Below are 16,002 nucleotides of genomic sequence, written 5' to 3'. Positions count from 1 at the left end.
ATAGGCTCCAGCCCATGCAGTTCCACAAGGTCGCGGAGCGGGCCGACATCCCGCCCTTCCACGTCATGGACGTCGTCTCGGCGGCCAACGCCCGCCAGCGCAGCCACGGCGACGTCATCTCCCTCGCCGCGGGCCAACCGTCCACCGGCGCGCCCGCCGCCGTCCGGCGTGCCGCCGCCGAGGCGATCGACGCCGGTCCCCTCGGCTACACCGAGCAGGTCGGCATCCCCGAGCTGCGGCAGGCGATCGCCGCCCACTACCGCCGCTACGACCTCGACATCGCCGAGTCCGACGTCATCGTCACCACCGGCTCCTCCGGCGGCTTCCTGCTCGCCTTCCTCGCCGCCTTCGACGCGGGCGACCGCGTCGCCCTCGCCCGGCCGGGTTACCCCGCCTACCGCAACATCCTGTCCGCGCTGGGCTGCGAGGTCGTCGACCTCCCCTGCGGCGCCGACGTCCGCTTCCAGCCCACCGTCGCCATGTTGGAGGAGGCGGGCCCGCTCGACGGCGTGATCGTCGCCAGCCCCGCCAACCCGACCGGCACCGTCCTCGACGCCGCCGAACTCGCCGCCATCGCCACCTGGTGCGCCGAGCGCGGCGTCCGGCTGATCAGCGACGAGATCTACCACGGCATCTCCTACGGCGTGCCGACCGCGTGCGCGTGGGAGTCCTCCCGCGAGGCCGTCGTGGTCAACTCCTTCTCCAAGTACTTCGGCATGACCGGCTGGCGCCTCGGCTGGCTGCTGGTCCCGCCCGGCCTGCACCGCGCGGTCGACCGGCTCACCGGCAACTTCCACCTCTGCGCCCCGGCGATCGCCCAGCACGCCGCCGTGGCCGCCTTCACCCCCGCGACCTACGCCGAACTCGACACCCACGTCACCCGCTACCGGACCAACCGCGACATCCTCATCGCGGGACTGGCCGACCTGGGCGTCACCGAGGTCGCCCCCGCCGACGGCGCGTTCTACGCCTACGCCGACGTGTCCCATCTCACCGACGACTCCATGGACTTCTGCAAGCGGCTGCTCGCCGACACCGGCGTGGCGATCGTGCCGGGGATCGACTTCGACCCCGTGGCCGGGCGCCGGTTCGTCCGGCTGTCGTTCGCAGGCTCCACCGAGGACGTGCGCGAGGCGCTGGCGCGGATCGGCGGCTGGCTGCGCTGACATCCGGACCGGGGTGCCCCTGCGCGGAACCCTCGACCGTCGCGAAGCGTTGACCTGGGTAAACCGGGAGGCGCAGATGCTGATCAAGATCATCGGCGCGATCATCGTCATCTGGATCGCGTTCAGTGTGCTCGGCTTCGTGTTCGAGGTGCTCGGCACGCTGCTGATCGTCGCCGCCGTGGCGACCGTCGGCGTGGCGGCCTACGGCGCGATCAAGGGCAGGGGCGCGCGCAAGCAGATCCGCGGCTGAGGTTTGCCCGATCGCGGTCGGGGGGTTCAGCATGTCCGCGTGTCCAAGCAGACCGATGAGACCGAACCCGCGGTCAGCGCGTGGGAAGCGCGCACCGACCTCGCGCTGACCACGCTGGCCCTGCTGTTCCTGGGCGTCTACGCCTGGCAGGTGCTCGACGTCGGCATGGACCGGGGCCTGCACTCCGTGCTGGAAGGCACGCTCTGGGTGATCTGGGTGCTGTTCGCCGCCGATTACGTCATCCGGCTGTCCCTGGCCCGGCGCAAACTGCGGTTCGTCGGCAGGCACATGCTCGACCTGCTCGCGGTGGCCCTGCCGATGGTGCGCCAGCTCCGCGCGCTGCGGCTGCTGACCGTCCTGCGGGTGCTCAACCGCCGGTTCGGCTCCGGGCTGCGCGGCCGGGTCGGCATCTACGTCGCGGGCACGACGCTCCTGATCGGACTGGCCGCCGCCCTGGCCGTCCTCGACGCCGAGCGCCGCGACCCGGAGGCCAACATCACCACCTTCGGCGACGCGCTCTGGTGGACGCTGACCACGATCACCACCGTCGGCTACGGCGACCGCTACCCGGTGACCACCGAGGGCAGGCTGATCGCGGCCACCCTGATGATCGGCGGCATCGCGCTCATCGGTGTGGCCACGGGAACGATCGCGTCCTGGTTCCTGGAGAAGATCGCGGGCGCCGAGGACAAGGACGAGTCGACCTACGCCGAGGTCGTCGCCATGCGCGGGGAACTCGCCGCGCTGCGCGCCGAGCTCGCCGGGGTCAACCGGTCCGGGTCGAGTCCGCCCTGATCCTGGCCAGCGCCTCGTCGATGTCGGCCGTCGTCACGTCGCGGTGCGTGACGAACCGGACCCCGCCGGGCACGGCGACCGCGGCCACCCCGAGCCCGTCGAGGGTGGCCAGGGCGTGCCGGGTGTCCGGGACGGCGGCGATGACGATGTTGGTCTCCGGCTTGGCCACCTGCCAGCCCAGCGCGGCCAGGCCGTCGGCGAGGCGGGCGGCGTTGGCGTGGTCGGCGGCCAGCTCCGGGACCCGGTCGAGGGCGAGCAGGCCCGCCGCGGCCAGCACGCCGCCCTGCCGGACGCCGCCGCCGAGCATCTTGCGCAGCCGCCGGGCCTCGGCGACGAACTCCGCCGACCCGCACACCAGCGACCCGACCGGCGCGCCCAGGCCCTTGCTCAGGCACACCTGCACCGTGTCCACGCCCACGGTCAGCGCGGCGGGCGGCACGCCGAGGGCGACCGCGGCGTTCCAGATCCGGGCCCCGTCGAGGTGCACGCGCACGCCCGCGTCGGCGGCCAGCGCGACCAGCTTGGCGTGCTCGTCGGGCGGGGTGACCGCGCCGCCTGCGAAGTTGTGGGTGTTCTCCAGGCACAGCAGCCGGGTGCGCAGCGTGTAGTACGGGCCGTCCCCGCCCAGGTGGACCCGCAGGTCCTCGGGCGCGATGCGGCCCGGCCCCGCCGACCAGTCCAGCGGCTGCGGCATGCCGCCCGCCAGCCACGCGCCGCTGCCCAGCTCGGCCTCCAGCACGTGCGCGGCGCGCGGGGCCAGGTAGCGGTCGCCGCGCTCCAGGTGGTGCATGAGCGCGATCAGGTTGCCCATCGTGCCGCTGGGCACCCACAGGGCCGCGGCCATGCCGAGCAGGTCGGCGGCGCGCTCCTCCAGCTCGCGCATGGTGGGGTCGTGGTCGAGGACGTCGTCGCCGACCTCGGCGGCGGCCATGGCGGCCCGCATGCCGTCATCGGGCTGGGTGACGGTGTCCGAGCGCAGGTCGATGCGGGGGAAGGTCACGAACAGATCACACCACAGCCACGCGCGCGCGGCTGCTGCCGGGGGTGGCGTGCGTCTCCCACCCGGTCCGTGCAACCGTTGGGCACCACAGATCCGTCCCCAGTCCGGAACAACAGGAGCGTCCGCGTGGACCAGAGCGAGGAGCGGGAGTTCGCGGAGTACTTCGCCGCCCGGCGCGACGCCGTGCGGCGGACCGCGTACCTGCTCTGCGGCGACTGGCACCGGGCGGACGACCTGGCGCAGACCGCGTTCGTCGCACTGCACCGCAGGTGGCGCAAGGTCCGGGACAAAGGGGCCCTGGACGCCTACGTCCGCCGCAGCGTGGTGCGGGCGGCGATCGACGAGTCGCGGCGGCCGTGGCGGCGGGAGCGCCATGTCGACGCCGTCCCGGAGCGGCCTGCCCGCGACGGGGCCGGTGGTGACATGAGCGACACCGTGGCCACCCGGTCGGCGCTGCTCGACGGCCTGGCCGGGGTGCCGCCGAGGCAGCGGGCGGTGCTGGTCCTGCGGTTCCTGGAAGGCTTGGACGTGGCCGCCACGGCTGCCGTGCTCAAGTGCTCGGAGGGCAATGTCAAGAGTCAGACCGCACGCGGCCTGGCAACCTTGCGGACAGTGCTCGGCGACGCGTTGGACGACCTGAGGTCAGCCCAGTAGGGGAGGTGGGAGTCGATGGACGAGAAGCGCATTTCCTCGTTGTTCCAGGACGCCGTCCGGGACGTGCCCGCGCCCACCTTCGACGAGGGCGACGTCACGGCGGAGTCGGCGAGGTTGACCCGAAAGAGGAACGGACTTCTGGCCGGATCGGCGCTAGGCTTCGCCCTGTTGGTCGGCGGCGCCGCGACCGGCGTCGCGTTGTGGACTGGGCCGAACGGTGGTTCCGGTAACGATTCGGCGGCGGCGGCCTCTCCGTCCGTACTCGAAGGTAACGAAACCGCTGCTCCATACGAGGTACCTCGTGACGGCGCAGAGGATCGCGCCACCCCAGACCTCTCGGTGACAACGCCCAAGCAGGGGGGCGAAGTCGCAGGGAGCGCCGGGTCTGAACCCGGCGGCACCCCCACGGGGTGTGGAACGGCGGCCGGGGAGTTCGCTGCTGCCCTCGCGGGCGAACTCCCGGCCGCCACTTCCGCCGGTGCGCCGGTGGCCTCCCCGCTGGTCTGCCCCCCGGGCGCGAAGTCCGTCGCCCTCCCCGTGGCCGACGGCCCGCGCAAGGGCCTCCTCTCGCTGATGGTCGTGCCCGAGGGCACCCCGTTCACCCTCCAGCCGCCCTGGCAGGACCGCCCGTCCGGGACCGCGGGCGCGGTGGCCGTCGCGGAGTCCGGCGGCACGCTGGTCGTGGTGATCGAGCCGGTGCCCGGCTCGGCCGCCCCGCCGCTGGACGCCGCCGACGCGCGCGCGATCGCCGACGGGCTCGCCGACGAGTTGTGACTTGACCACCGCGAGCACCCCGAAGGGCGAGCGTCGCCGCCAGGCGCTGGTCGAGGCGGCCGCCGAGCTGCTGATCGAGGGCGGCTTCGATGCGCTGCGCCACCGGGCCGTCGCCGAGCGGGCCGGGCTGCCGCTGGCCTCCACGACCTACTACTTCCAGTCGCTGGACGAGCTGGTGATGGCCGCGCTGGAGTACCACGGGCGCGCCGAGCTGGCCAAGGGCTACGAGCTGCTGGACTCGCTGGCGGAGCGGCCGCCGGAGACGCTGGTCGAGCTGGTGCTCGACCAGCTGCTCGGGCCGCCTGCGCCCGACGGCGACTTCGAGGCCGTCCTGCTGCGCTACGAGCGGCTGGTGGCGACCGGCCGCAGGCCCTACCTGCGGCCGCTGATGCTGGAACTCGGCGGCGAGCTGCGCAAACTCCTGCTCGCCACGTTCGCCGCCATGGGCGTGCCCATCGACGCCGATCGGCTGGAGCAGCTGATCGCCCTGGTCGACGGGGCCGTGGTGAACGCCCTGATCGAGGTCGACCCCGATCCCCGGGAGAACGCGCGGCGGATGCTGCGCCGGGCCCTCGGCTAGAGTGGCCCAACGTGCAGAAGCCGCGTATCCCCAATGTCCTCGCAGGCCGCTACGCCTCCGTCGAGCTGGCCACCCTGTGGTCGCCCGAGGCGAAGGTCCGGATGGAGCGGGAGCTGTGGCTCGCCGTCCTCGCCGCGCAGGCCGACCTCGGCGTCGACGTGCCCGCCGCCGCCATCGACGACTACCGCCGGGTGCTGGACCAGGTCGACCTGGAGTCCATCGCCGCGCGCGAGCGGGTGACCCGCCACGACGTCAAGGCGCGGATCGAGGAGTTCAACGCCCTCGCCGGGCACGAGCACGTGCACAAGGGGATGACCTCCCGCGACCTGACCGAGAACGTCGAGCAGCTGCAGGTGCTGCGCTCGATGGAGCTGATCCGCGCGCGCGTCGCCGCCGTGCTCGCCCGGCTGGCCCGGCTCGCCGCCGAGCACGCCGACCTGGTGATGGCAGGCCGCTCGCACAACGTCGCCGCCCAGGCCACGACGCTGGGCAAGCGCTTCGCCACGGCGGCCGACGAGCTGCTGGTGGCGTTCTCCCGGCTCGACGGGCTGATCGCGCGCTACCCGCTGCGCGGCGTCAAGGGCCCGGTCGGGACCGCGCAGGACATGCTCGACCTGCTGGGCGGTCCGTCCGAGCTGGCCGAGCTGGAGTCGCGGGTGGCCGCGCACCTGGGCTTCGCGTCGGTGTTCACCAGCGTCGGGCAGGTGTACCCGAGGTCGCTGGACTACGACGTGGTGTCCGCGCTGGTGCAGGTGGCCGCCGCGCCGTCGTCGCTGGCGAAGACGATCCGGCTGATGGCCGGGCACGAGCTGGCCACCGAGGGCTTCCAGCCGGGCCAGGTCGGCTCGTCGGCCATGCCGCACAAGATGAACACGCGCTCTTGTGAGCGGGTCAACGGCTTCGCCGTGATCCTGCGCGGATACGCGTCCATGGTGGGCGAACTCGCGGGCGACCAGTGGAACGAGGGCGACGTGTCGTGCTCGGTGGTGCGCCGGGTCGCGCTGCCGGACGCGTTCTTCGCCGTGGACGGTCTCCTTGAGACGTTCCTGACCGTGCTCGGCGAGTTCGGCGCGTACCCGGCGGTGATCGAGCGCGAACTCGACCGGTACCTGCCGTTCCTGGCCACCACCAAGGTCCTCATGGCGTCGGTCCGCGCGGGCGTCGGCAGGGAGACCGCGCACGAGGCGATCAAGGAGCACGCGGTCGCCGTCGCGCTGGCCATGCGCGAGGAGGGCGTCGAGCGCAACGACCTGCTCGACCGGCTCGCCGCCGACGCGCGGGTCCCGCTCGACCGCGCCGAACTCGACGCGCTGCTGGCCGACCGGCTGCCGTTCACCGGGGTCGCGGGCGCGCAGGTCGCCGAGGTCGTCAAGCGCGTCGAGACGGTGCTGGAGCGCTTCCCGGAAGCGGCCGGATACGCGCCCGCCGCGATTCTCTGAGCCGACATGGTGAGCGCGGCGTTCGGCTGAATCAAGCTGCCGCGTTCCCCAATTGCCAGAGTGGACTGAGGGCTTCTCAAATCTCGCGCGGGATGGCAGCATCCCGCCCGGCGCACAGGTCCCTTGTGGACGCGGGCCCTCGATCCCGCACCCTGCCGCTGTGCGCTCCCTGCGAGATTAGGAATCGGCATGAAGCTCACCACCCTGCGTGGCGCGGCGACCAGAGCGGCAGTGCTGCTCGGCGCCGCGGCCACCGGAATCGCCGTGCTGTCCGTCCCCGCCGCCGCCGAGGGGACCATCCTCGGCGCCGGCGCGCCCGGCGCGGCGAAGGACCGCTACATCGTCAAGCTCAAGGACAACCCCGGCGCGCTCCAGACCACCTCGGCCGACAAGGCCCGCCGCTACGGCGGCGCGGTCCGGCACCGGCTCGACGTGATCAACGGCTTCTCGGTCACCATGACCGAGAAGCAGGCGCGCAGACTCGCCGCGGACCCGGACGTCGAGTACGTCCAGCAGGCGGTCCAGATGGCCGCCGTCGACACCCAGACCAACCCGCCGAACTGGGGCGACGACCGCATCGACCAGCGCGACCTGCCGCTGAACGGCGCCTACACCTACCCGACCAACGCGGGCCAGGGCGCCCACGTCTACGTGCTCGACACGGGCATCAACGCGGGCCACTCCGACTTCACCGGCCGCATCGCCGCCGGGTACGACTTCGTCGACGGCGACAGCAACCCGAGCGACTGCCAGGGCCACGGCACCCACGTCGCCGGGTCCGCGGCGGGCACCCGCTACGGCGTGGCCAAGAAGGCCACCATCCACGCCGTCCGCGTGCTCGACTGCCAGGGCTCCGGCTCCAGCGACGACATCATCGCGGGCATCAACTGGGTCAAGAACAACGCGGTGAAGCCCGCCGTGGTCAACTACAGCATCGGCTGCCGCCAGCGCTGCACCGACCCGGCGACCGACAACGCCGTCAAGGCGCTCATCGCCAGCGGCGTGCAGTTCGTCATGGCCGCGGGCAACTCCACCGACGACGCCTGCGGCTACAGCCCGCAGTACGTCACCGAGGGCGTGACGGTCGGCAACAGCACCCGCACCGACGCGCGGTCGAGCTCCAGCAACTACGGCTCCTGCCTCGACATCTGGGCGCCGGGCACGGACATCGTCTCCGCGTCGCACACCAGCAGCACCGGCACCGCGACGATGACCGGCACGTCGATGGCGTCCCCGCACGTCGCGGGCGCGGCGGCGGTCTACCTGGCGCAGAACCCCGCCGCCACCCCGGCCCAGGTCCGCGACGCGCTGGTGACCAACGCCAGCACCAACAAGCTCAGCGGCATCGGCTCGGGCTCGCCGAACCGCCTGCTCTACACCGCGTTCATGAACGGCGGCTCGCCCGACCCCGACCCGGACCCGGAGCCGACCGGCTGCTCGGGCACCAACGGCACCAACCACACGATCAACGACAACGCGACCGTGGAGAGCTCCATCGCCATCGCGTCGACCTGCGGCACCGCCTCGTCCAGCGCGACGGTGACGGTCGGGATCGTGCACACCTACATCGGCGACCTGGTCGTCTCCCTGATCGCGCCGGACGGCAGCGCGTACACCCTGCACAACCGGACCGGGTCGTCGGCGGACAACATCAACCAGACGTACACGGTGAACCTGTCGAGCGAGACCGCCGCCGGGACGTGGAAGCTGCGCGTGCAGGACGTCGCGACGAACGACACCGGCTACCTCGACACCTGGACGCTGGACACCAAGGCGACCACCGGCGGCGGCACGCCGGGGACCTGCGCCCCGGCCACCAACGGCGCGAACGTGACGATCTACGACAACGCCACCGCGGAGAGCCCGATCAGCCTGTCCTGCTCGGGGACCGCTTCGGCCACCAGCAAGGTCGACGTCTCCATCCAGCACACGTTCCGGGGCGACCTGGTGATCGACCTGGTGGCGCCGGACGGGACCGCCTACCGGTTGAAGAACTCCAGCACCAGTGACAGCGCGGACAACGTCATCGGGACGGCCACCGTGAACCTGTCCTCCGAGTCCCGCGCCGGGACGTGGAAGCTGCGGGTTCAGGACATCGCGACGAACGACACCGGCTACATCGACTCGTGGACACTGACCACGTAGTGACGGATGCTTCCGCCGCTGGCGTCCCTAGTTCCCGGGGCGTCAGCGGCGGCGGCGATCAGGTCAGCTGATCCACTCGCCTCGGCGCAGGACGGCCGTCGGGTGGAAGCCGCGATCCAGCAGCACCACGTCGGCGCGCAGGCCCTTCGCCAGCTTGCCCGTGACCTCGCCCAGCCCCAGCAGGGCCGCGGGCCGGGTGGCGGTCGCGGCCACGGCGTCCTGGACCGACAGGCCGCACGTCTCCACCAGGTTCCGGAAAGCGGCGTCCATCGTCAGCGTGCTGCCCGCCAGCGAGGTCCCGCCCGCCAGGGTCGGCACGCCGTCCTTGACGACCACCTCCAGGCCGCCGATGTCGTACGTCCCGTCCCCCACACCGGCCGCGGCGATGGCGTCGGTGACCAGGACGGTCCGCTCGGGGCCCGCGTGCCGGGCGGCCAGGCGGACGATCGTGGGGCTCAGGTGGACCAGGTCGCAGATCAGCTCCACCGTCACCCTCGGGTCCGACAGGAGGGCGCCGATCGGGCCGGGTTCGCGGTGGTGGAGGGGGCGCATGCCGTTGAACAGGTGGGTGGCGACCGTGGCTCCCGCGTCCACGGCGGGCATGACCTGGGACTCGATGGCGTCGGTGTGGCCGATGGCCGCCAGCGCGCCGCCGTCCACCAGCTGGCGGACGGCGCGGACCGAGCCCTCCAGCTCGGGGGCGATGGTCACCATGCGGACCGCGCCCCGGCCCGCGCGGAGGACCGCGGCCACCGAGTCGGAGTCCGGGGGGCAGAGGATCGCGGGGTCGTGGGCGCCGCAGCGCACGGCGGAGAGGAACGGGCCCTCCAGGTGGACGCCCGCCAGCAGGCCGTCCTCGGTCAGCTCGCGCAGGGCCGCGATCTGGGAGACCAGCTCCGGGATCGGGCGGGACACCAGGCTCGCCAGCAGCGTCGTGGTGCCGTGCCGGGCGTGGGTGGCCACGGCCGAGGCGATGCGGTCGGCGTTTCCGCTGGTGAACGGCTCGCCCCCGCCACCGTGGCAGTGGATGTCGACGAAGCCGGGCACGACCCACGCGCCCTCGGCGTCGACCACGCGGTCCGCGCGCGGCGGCTCGCCCGCGCCCAGCGCGGCGATCTCGCCCTCCTCGACCAGCAGCCAGCCGTCGTCCAGCAGGCCGTCGGGGGTGACCAGCCTGCCGCCTGCGATGAGCTGTCCTGCCATGTGTCCTCCGAGCCGTTCCGCCGCGCACCCGCGATCGGTGTGCACAGTGGCAGTCTATTGGTCTATACCGCAATGGTCTAAACCAACTTGAGCCCGGCTGGAGTATCGCTAGGGCGCGTTCATGATCTTCTGGAGGGCTTCGAGCGCACGCGACGCCGTCGACTTCACCGTACCCCGGGAGATGCCCGCCGCCTCGGCGATCTCGGCCTCGGAGAGGTTGCCGTAGTAGCGCAGGACCAGCACCTCGCGCTGGCGGGGCGGGAGCTGCTGGAGCGCCTTGACCACGTGCTGGTGCTCGGCGGTCAGCATCGCCAGGCTCTCGGCCGAGCGGGCGTTGGGCGCGTGCGGCGGCGTGTACTCGCGGGCGGTCTTGCGCCTGCGCAGCACGCTGCGCGAGCCGTTGACGACCGCCGTCCGCAGGTAGCCGACCGCGGCCGCTGAGTCGCGCAGGTTGCCCCAGTGCCGGTGCAGCCCGGTGAACGCCTCCTGGACGACGTCCTCCGCGGTCGCGGGCTCGTCGACCAGCAGCAGCGCCAGCCGGATCAGCCGCATGCGGTGGGTCCGGTAGAGGTCCTCCAGGGTCAGCGGGGCGTCCGGCCGGGCTGCCGGTGAACTCTTCAGATCGATGGCGCGCAGCCGGGTCAGCGTCTGCTCGACGCTCTTCTCGGCCTGCCCCTCGGCGCTCGCATCCCCTGCCACGGGCAAACCTTACCCGCAAGCGCCCGGGGAACAGGTCGCATCGCGTGTCAAGATTCAGCCATGGCCTGGTTCACCGTGGACACCACGTACACCGATGACCGCGCGCTCCTCGACTCCGTGCGCCCCGCCCACCGCGAGTGGCTGGCCGGATACGTCGAGTCCGGCCGCGTGCTGGCCGCGGGCCCGTGGGCCGACGACTCCGGCGGCTTCTTCGTCGTCTCCGCCGAGGACCGGGCGGCCCTCGACGAGCTGATCGCCAAGGACCCGTACACGACCGAGAACGTGGCCGCCCGCCGGGAGATCCGGGAGTGGAAGATCCTGATGGGCCCCTGGGCTCAGTAGGTCCCGGCCAGCTTGCGGTGGTCCCAGGACGTCACCCGGGTCGGGGTGAACACCAGCCCGACCCGCTTGGCGGCCTGGGCCCTGACGAACTGCGCGGCCGCCGTCGCGGCCTCCTCGCTGCCGCTGTAGCGGTGCAGCAGCGCCGAGCCGATCCGCACGACCCCGGCCTCGTCCTCGACGAGCGCGACGTCGCACTCCATGCTGACCCCGCGCAGCTCCTCGTACGACTCGCCCGCCTCGACCAGCACCGTCGCCCTCGGGTCCCGGCGCAGGTTGGCGACCTTCTGCGAGCTGCCGTAGGTCCAGGTCGACAGGGTCGGCCCGGGCACGAACCAGAGCGGGACCAGGTGCGGGCGCCCGCCGGGGCCGAGCGTGGCGACGGACATCGTGCGCTCGGCGGCCAGGAAGCCGGCCACCTCCGCGTCGGTCATCCTGATCAGCTCCCGGCGGGACGCCATCGCGCCTACCTGCCCTTCATCGCGGCCGCGCCGCCCGGGCCGACCGGGCGCGACGACGCCGCCGCGCCGCGCGCGGCCACGTCGGCCAGCGCCTCCTTGTCGGCGCGGGCGACCATGTTGCCGCGCAGCCTGCCGCCGATCTCGATGATCGGCGGGAGGAACGCGCGGATCAGCTTCAGCGCGCCGACCCAGCCGGGCACGTGGATCGTCCGGTCGCGGCGCAGCACGCCCTTCTCCATCGCGTCCAGCGCGACCGACACCGGGTGCGTCTTGCCCATCGGGCCGGGCATGGCCGCGCGCAGCTTGCCGAACACCGGGTGCTCGTCCGCGCCGTGCACCAGGTCCGTGGCGATCCACGACGGGTGTGCCACGCCGACGGCCACGCCCAGGTGCCGGACCTCGGCGCGCAGGCAGTTGCCGAACGCCTCGACGCCCGCCTTGGCAGCGGCGTACGGGGCCATCGCGGGGGCGTGCGTGATCGCCGCCAGCGACGACACGATCTGGATGTAGCCGCGGCGCTCGATGACGTGCGGCAGCGCCACCCGGACCGTGCGCCAGACGCCGAGCAGGTCGACCTCGATGGTGCGCTCGAACGCGGCCGGGTCGACCGAGCGGACGAAGCCCGCCGCCGAGATGCCCGCGTTGGCGACGACGATGTCGATGCCGCCGAACCGCTCGACGACGCCCTGGACGGCGGACTCCATCGCGGCCCAGTCGGTGACGTCGGCCTCGAAGACCGCCGCGTCCGGCCCGCACTCGACGGCGACCTTGGCCATCTCGTCGGGTTCGAGGCCGACGAGCGCGATCTTCGCGCCGCGCGCCCCCAGCCGCTTCGCCAGCCCCGCGCCGAGCCCCCGGGCCGCCCCGGTGATCATCACGACCTTGCCATCGACGCCGTGCTCGCGGGCGAACAGGTTCGTCGCACCCATCCGATGCCTCCTCGCAGTCGGTCAGTGGGGCGACGGTACCGCACCTTACCGCCGGTAAGCTACCGGCGGTAACAGTTAATTTCGGTAACGGGTCAGCCCTGGACCTCGACCCCGCGCCAGAACGCGACCCGGCCGCGGATCTGCTCGGCAGCCTCCATGGGCTCGGGGTAGTACCAGGCGGCGTCGGGGTTGTCCTCGCCGTTGACGTGCAGCGTGTAGTAGCTGGCGTCGCCCTTCCACGGGCAGTGCGTCGTGGTCTCCGACGGCCGCAGGAAGTGCTGGTGGACCGAATCGATCGGGAAGTAGTGGTTCCCCTCGACGATGACCGTGTCGTCGCTCTCGGCGATGACCTCGCCGTTCCAGGTAGCGGTCGCCATTGCGCCAGTGTGCCCGACGCGCAGGCGGCCCGCTTTTCGTAGGATGCGGCAGAACGGCGCATGGCCATCCCGAGGAGGAGCCCCCGATGCCCATTGCCACGCCCGAGGTCTACGCGGAGATGCTCGACCGGGCCAAGGCGAACGAGTTCGCCTACCCCGCGATCAACGTGACCTCGTCGGAAACGCTGAACGCCGCCCTGCGGGGCTTCGCCGAGGCGGAGAGCGACGGCATCATCCAGTTCTCCACCGGCGGCGCCGAGTTCGCCTCCGGCACCAAGGTGAAGGACATGGTGACCGGCGCGACCGCGCTGGCCGAGTTCGCCCACGTCGTCGCCGCGAAGTACCCGGTGAACGTCGCCCTGCACACCGACCACTGCCCCAAGGACAAGCTCGACGGCTTCGTCCGGCCGCTGATCGCCATCAGCGCCGAGCGCGTCGCCGCGGGCGGCAACCCGCTGTTCCAGTCGCACATGTGGGACGGCTCCGCCGTGCCGATGGACGAGAACCTGCAGATCGCCGCCGAGCTGCTCGACGCGGCGGCCAAGGCCAGGATCGTGCTGGAGATCGAGGTCGGCGTGGTCGGCGGCGAGGAGGACGGCGTCGACAACGAGATCAACGAGAAGCTCTACACCTCTTCCGAGGACTACCTGAAGACCGTCGAGGCGCTGGGCGCGGGTGAGCGCGGCCGGTACCTGCTGGCGGCCACCTTCGGCAACGTCCACGGCGTCTACAAGCCGGGCAACGTCAAGCTGCGCCCGGAGATCCTCAAGCAGGGCCAGGACGTGGTGGCCGAGAAGCTGGGCCTGCCCGCCGGGTCCAAGCCGTTCGACCTCGTCTTCCACGGCGGCTCCGGCTCGCTGCTGGAGGAGATCCACGAGGCCGTCTCCTACGGCGTGGTGAAGATGAACATCGACACCGACACCCAGTACGCCTTCACCCGCCCGATCGCCGCGCACATGTTCACCAACTACGACGGTGTGCTGAAGATCGACGGCGAGGTCGGCAACAAGAAGACCTACGACCCGCGCAGCTACCTCAAGGTCGCCGAGCAGGCCATGGCCACGCGGGTGACCCAGGCGTGCGAGCACCTCAAGTCCGCTGGCCGCATGATCGCGGGCTGAGCGCGACCGGCGAAGGGCCCGTCCGGGTGTTCCCGGGCGGGCCCTTCCGCGTCCGCGGTGGCGGGCCCCTCGTTGCCCGGTCGAGCGGGTTCCGGGAAGCTCGACGCATGAGTGTCGAGGTAGCCGACGCGCCTGACCGGCGCCGGTTCGAGGCCACTGTGGACGGCGCGCCCGCCGGTCACGCCGAGTACCTGCTCGGCGCCGACGTGATCGTCTTCCCGCACACCGAGGTCGACCCGGCCTTCGAGGGGCGGGGCGTGGGCAGCGCGCTGGCCAGGGCCGCGCTGGACGAGGCGCGCAGGCGCGGGCTGTCCGTGCTGGCCACCTGCCCGTTCATCGCCGGGTGGATGCGCAGGCACCCGGAGTACCTGGACCTGGCGTACCAGAACCGCGCGCCCGCCGATGACTGACCTCGCCGAGCTCTACCGCGACCTGCACCGCCATCCCGAGCTGGCCTTCGCCGAGACCCGCACGGCCGCCGTCGCCGCCAGGGAGCTGCGCGCCGCGGGGTTCGAGGTGGCCGAGAACGTCGGCGGGACCGGCGTGGTGGGCGCGCTGCGCTCCGGCGACGGCCCGACGGTGCTGCTGCGCGCCGACATGGACGCGCTGCCCATGGCCGAGCGGACCGGGCTGCCGTACGCCAGCGCCGTCGACGGCGTGATGCACGCCTGCGGGCACGACATGCACGTCACCTGCCTGATCGGCGCGGCGGCGCGGCTGGCCGAGCGCCGGGACTGGTCGGGCACCGTGCTGGCCGTCTTCCAGCCTGCCGAGGAGGTCGGCGGCGGCGCGCACGCCATGATCGACGACGGCCTCTTCGACCGGTTCGGCACGCCCGACGTGGTCCTCGGCCAGCACGTCGCGCCGATCCCCGCCGGGGTCGTCGGGCTGCGCGCGGGCCCGTCGTTCGCCGCGGCGGACACGCTGAAGATCACCTTGCACGGCCGGGGCGGGCACGGGTCGCGGCCGGAGGTCGCCGTCGACCCGGTGGTGCTGGCCGCGGCGACGGTCATGCGGCTGCAGACGATCGTGTCCCGGGAGACCGCGGGCGGCGACACCGCCGTGGTCACCGTCGGCGCGATCCGGGCGGGCACGGTCGCCAACATCATCCCGGACACCGCGGAGCTGCACGTCAGCGTCCGCACGTACGAGGCGCGGGTCCGCGAGCGCGTGCTCTCGGCGATCGAGCGGGTCGTCCGCGCCGAGGCGCAGGCGTCCGGGGCGGACCGGGACCCGGAGATCGTGCTGGAGACCAGCTTCCCGACCGTGGTCAACGACGCCGACGCCGTCGAGCGCACCCGCCCGGCGTTCGACGGCGTGGCCGCCGTGGTCGACCCCGGGCCGGTGACCGGCAGCGAGGACGTCGGCGTCTTCGCCACCGCGGCGGGCGCCCCGCTGGTGTACTGGCTGCTCGGCGGCGCCGACCCGGCCGCGTTCGCCGGGGCGGGCACCTTCGACGAGCTGCGCGAGGTGGTCATGACCCTGCCCGCGAACCACTCGCCGCTGTTCGCCCCCGTCATCGACCCGACGATCGATTTGGGCGTGTCGTGCCTGACGAACACGGCCCGCGCCTGGCTCCGGCAGGATTGACCGCATGCATGGCAACCTTCTGGGTCCCGAGCCGACCCGTCTGCCCGAGCGCGCCGAGCCGCAGGCGGCGCTGGAGCGCGGTGACGACCCCACGGCCGTCGCCCGCCAGTGGCCCGACTTCAGCGAGGCCTGGGCCGCCCTGGCCGAGCGCGCCCTCGACGCTGGCGAGGACGTCGCCGCCTACGCCTACGCCCGCACCGGCTACCACCGCGGCCTCGACCAGCTCCGCCGCGCAGGCTGGAAGGGCGCGGGCCCCGTCCCCTGGTCGCACCGCCCCAACCAGGGCTTCCTCCGCGCCCTGGCCGCGCTGGCCCGCGCCGCCGAGGCCATCGGCGACACCGAGGAGCACCAGCGCTGCGCCCAGTTCCTCGCCGACTCCGACCCGGACGCGCCCCTGTCCCCCTGACGGGGAGTCCGGAACCGACGAGTAGCCCCCGGGTGCTGGCCACGGTCAGCCCCGGGAGGGCGGTGGGGGCTGTT

Annotated in this window: 19 protein-coding genes; 13 read left to right on the top strand and 6 right to left on the bottom strand. The window is 72.8% G+C overall.

From position 1 onward, the window contains the following. Positions 1-14 precede the first annotated feature (14 nt). The 3 genes from Actkin_RS31740 (at position 15) to Actkin_RS31730 (ending at position 2,211) form a co-directional block, all read left to right on the top strand. Positions 15-1,166, top strand: coding sequence for a pyridoxal phosphate-dependent aminotransferase (locus Actkin_RS31740; RefSeq protein ID WP_189209146.1), 1,152 nt, complete (start codon positions 15-17; stop codon positions 1,164-1,166). Positions 1,167-1,242: 76 nt separating this feature from the next. Further along, a complete protein-coding gene (locus Actkin_RS31735; protein ID WP_189209147.1) occupies positions 1,243-1,416 on the top strand; it encodes a hypothetical protein in 174 nt (57 codons plus the stop codon). Between the two features lie 39 nt (positions 1,417-1,455). Beyond that, positions 1,456-2,211 (top strand): potassium channel family protein, encoded by a 756-nt coding sequence (locus Actkin_RS31730; protein ID WP_258905286.1) that lies wholly within the window; start codon positions 1,456-1,458, stop codon positions 2,209-2,211. Here Actkin_RS31730 and Actkin_RS31725 read toward each other — a convergent pair. Continuing rightward, complete coding sequence (locus Actkin_RS31725) at positions 2,183-3,211, bottom strand: threonine aldolase family protein (RefSeq protein ID WP_396122909.1); 1,029 nt, start codon at positions 3,209-3,211, stop codon at positions 2,183-2,185. The two genes, Actkin_RS31730 and Actkin_RS31725, sit on opposite strands and share 29 nt — an antisense overlap. A gap of 126 nt (positions 3,212-3,337) precedes the next feature. On the opposite strand from Actkin_RS31725, the gene Actkin_RS31720 reads away from it, so the two are divergent. From Actkin_RS31720 to Actkin_RS31700, 5 genes are all read left to right on the top strand, one after another. Next, complete coding sequence (locus tag Actkin_RS31720) at positions 3,338-3,865, top strand: SigE family RNA polymerase sigma factor (RefSeq protein WP_189209149.1); 528 nt, start codon at positions 3,338-3,340, stop codon at positions 3,863-3,865. Between the two features lie 486 nt (positions 3,866-4,351). Continuing rightward, entirely contained in the window at positions 4,352-4,639 is a 288-nt protein-coding gene (locus tag Actkin_RS31715) for a hypothetical protein (protein WP_189209150.1), read from the top strand. A gap of 1 nt (position 4,640) precedes the next feature. After that, positions 4,641-5,219: a TetR/AcrR family transcriptional regulator gene (locus Actkin_RS31710; RefSeq protein ID WP_189209151.1), complete on the top strand. Its 579-nt coding sequence runs from the start codon at positions 4,641-4,643 to the stop codon at positions 5,217-5,219. Positions 5,220-5,230: 11 nt separating this feature from the next. Further along, on the top strand, positions 5,231-6,658 hold the full coding sequence (purB, locus tag Actkin_RS31705) for an adenylosuccinate lyase (protein WP_258905285.1): 1,428 nt from the start codon (positions 5,231-5,233) through the stop codon (positions 6,656-6,658). A gap of 189 nt (positions 6,659-6,847) precedes the next feature. Beyond that, a complete protein-coding gene (locus tag Actkin_RS31700; RefSeq protein WP_258905284.1) occupies positions 6,848-8,803 on the top strand; it encodes a S8 family peptidase in 1,956 nt (651 codons plus the stop codon). Between the two features lie 63 nt (positions 8,804-8,866). Here Actkin_RS31700 and nagA read toward each other — a convergent pair whose 3' ends face one another. Both nagA and Actkin_RS31690 read right to left on the bottom strand, forming a co-directional pair. Then, on the bottom strand, positions 8,867-10,006 hold the full coding sequence (gene nagA, locus Actkin_RS31695; RefSeq protein ID WP_189209154.1) for an N-acetylglucosamine-6-phosphate deacetylase: 1,140 nt from the start codon (positions 10,004-10,006) through the stop codon (positions 8,867-8,869). A 108-nt stretch (positions 10,007-10,114) separates the two neighbouring features. Then, a complete protein-coding gene (locus Actkin_RS31690) occupies positions 10,115-10,705 on the bottom strand; it encodes a SigE family RNA polymerase sigma factor (protein WP_189209155.1) in 591 nt (196 codons plus the stop codon). 60 nt (positions 10,706-10,765) lie between these two features. Between Actkin_RS31690 and Actkin_RS31685 the strand changes: the two genes are divergently transcribed. Next, positions 10,766-11,047, top strand: a complete 282-nt coding sequence (locus Actkin_RS31685; protein WP_189209156.1) for a YciI family protein — start codon at positions 10,766-10,768, stop codon at positions 11,045-11,047. On the opposite strand, the gene Actkin_RS31680 is transcribed toward Actkin_RS31685, so the two are convergent. The 3 genes from Actkin_RS31680 to Actkin_RS31670 all read right to left on the bottom strand — a co-directional run bounded on the left by Actkin_RS31680 (position 11,041) and on the right by Actkin_RS31670 (position 12,811). Then, entirely contained in the window at positions 11,041-11,505 is a 465-nt protein-coding gene (locus tag Actkin_RS31680; protein WP_258905283.1) for a pyridoxamine 5'-phosphate oxidase family protein, read from the bottom strand. The two genes, Actkin_RS31685 and Actkin_RS31680, sit on opposite strands and share 7 nt — an antisense overlap. Before the next feature lie 5 nt (positions 11,506-11,510). Beyond that, a complete protein-coding gene (locus Actkin_RS31675; RefSeq protein ID WP_189209158.1) occupies positions 11,511-12,434 on the bottom strand; it encodes an SDR family oxidoreductase in 924 nt (307 codons plus the stop codon). A gap of 92 nt (positions 12,435-12,526) precedes the next feature. Further along, positions 12,527-12,811 carry a DUF427 domain-containing protein gene (locus Actkin_RS31670; RefSeq protein WP_189209159.1) on the bottom strand — a complete coding sequence of 95 codons (285 nt, stop codon included), beginning with the start codon at positions 12,809-12,811 and terminating at the stop codon, positions 12,527-12,529. 86 nt (positions 12,812-12,897) lie between these two features. Here Actkin_RS31670 and fbaA point away from each other — a divergent pair, with 86 nt between their 5' ends. From fbaA to Actkin_RS31650, 4 genes are all read left to right on the top strand, one after another. Beyond that, positions 12,898-13,932: a class II fructose-bisphosphate aldolase gene (gene fbaA, locus Actkin_RS31665; protein WP_258905282.1), complete on the top strand. Its 1,035-nt coding sequence runs from the start codon at positions 12,898-12,900 to the stop codon at positions 13,930-13,932. A gap of 107 nt (positions 13,933-14,039) precedes the next feature. Next, the gene (locus Actkin_RS31660; RefSeq protein WP_189209161.1) at positions 14,040-14,342 is read left to right on the top strand and encodes a GNAT family N-acetyltransferase; all 303 of its coding nucleotides are present in this window, start codon (positions 14,040-14,042) and stop codon (positions 14,340-14,342) included. Beyond that, complete coding sequence (locus Actkin_RS31655; RefSeq protein WP_258905281.1) at positions 14,335-15,522, top strand: amidohydrolase; 1,188 nt, start codon at positions 14,335-14,337, stop codon at positions 15,520-15,522. The genes Actkin_RS31660 and Actkin_RS31655 overlap by 8 nt, the downstream gene beginning before the upstream one ends. Before the next feature lie 4 nt (positions 15,523-15,526). Beyond that, complete coding sequence (locus Actkin_RS31650) at positions 15,527-15,928, top strand: DUF3151 domain-containing protein (protein WP_189209163.1); 402 nt, start codon at positions 15,527-15,529, stop codon at positions 15,926-15,928. Positions 15,929-16,002: the final 74 nt, after the last annotated feature.

The sequence above is a fragment of the Actinokineospora sp. UTMC 2448 genome, from assembly GCF_024760565.1.
Taxonomy (GTDB): Bacteria; Actinomycetota; Actinomycetes; order Mycobacteriales; family Pseudonocardiaceae; genus Actinokineospora; species Actinokineospora fastidiosa.
This window is presented reverse-complemented; position numbering and strand designations above follow the sequence as displayed.

What these genes read in the sequence shown, in the direction of transcription:
- Actkin_RS31685 (WP_189209156.1), top strand. Translation starts at nt 10,766, where the DNA reads ATGGCCTGGTTCACCGTGGACACCACGTACACCGATGACCGCGCGCTC.
- Actkin_RS31680 (WP_258905283.1), bottom strand. Translation starts at nt 11,505, where the DNA reads ATGGCGTCCCGCCGGGAGCTGATCAGGATGACCGACGCGGAGGTGGCC.
- Actkin_RS31735 (WP_189209147.1), top strand. Translation starts at nt 1,243, where the DNA reads ATGCTGATCAAGATCATCGGCGCGATCATCGTCATCTGGATCGCGTTC.
- Actkin_RS31650 (WP_189209163.1), top strand. Translation starts at nt 15,527, where the DNA reads ATGCATGGCAACCTTCTGGGTCCCGAGCCGACCCGTCTGCCCGAGCGC.
- Actkin_RS31700 (WP_258905284.1), top strand. Translation starts at nt 6,848, where the DNA reads ATGAAGCTCACCACCCTGCGTGGCGCGGCGACCAGAGCGGCAGTGCTG.
- Actkin_RS31670 (WP_189209159.1), bottom strand. Translation starts at nt 12,811, where the DNA reads ATGGCGACCGCTACCTGGAACGGCGAGGTCATCGCCGAGAGCGACGAC.
- Actkin_RS31675 (WP_189209158.1), bottom strand. Translation starts at nt 12,434, where the DNA reads ATGGGTGCGACGAACCTGTTCGCCCGCGAGCACGGCGTCGATGGCAAG.
- Actkin_RS31660 (WP_189209161.1), top strand. Translation starts at nt 14,040, where the DNA reads ATGAGTGTCGAGGTAGCCGACGCGCCTGACCGGCGCCGGTTCGAGGCC.
- Actkin_RS31655 (WP_258905281.1), top strand. Translation starts at nt 14,335, where the DNA reads ATGACTGACCTCGCCGAGCTCTACCGCGACCTGCACCGCCATCCCGAG.
- Actkin_RS31740 (WP_189209146.1), top strand. Translation starts at nt 15, where the DNA reads ATGCAGTTCCACAAGGTCGCGGAGCGGGCCGACATCCCGCCCTTCCAC.
- nagA (WP_189209154.1), bottom strand. Translation starts at nt 10,006, where the DNA reads ATGGCAGGACAGCTCATCGCAGGCGGCAGGCTGGTCACCCCCGACGGC.
- fbaA (WP_258905282.1), top strand. Translation starts at nt 12,898, where the DNA reads ATGCCCATTGCCACGCCCGAGGTCTACGCGGAGATGCTCGACCGGGCC.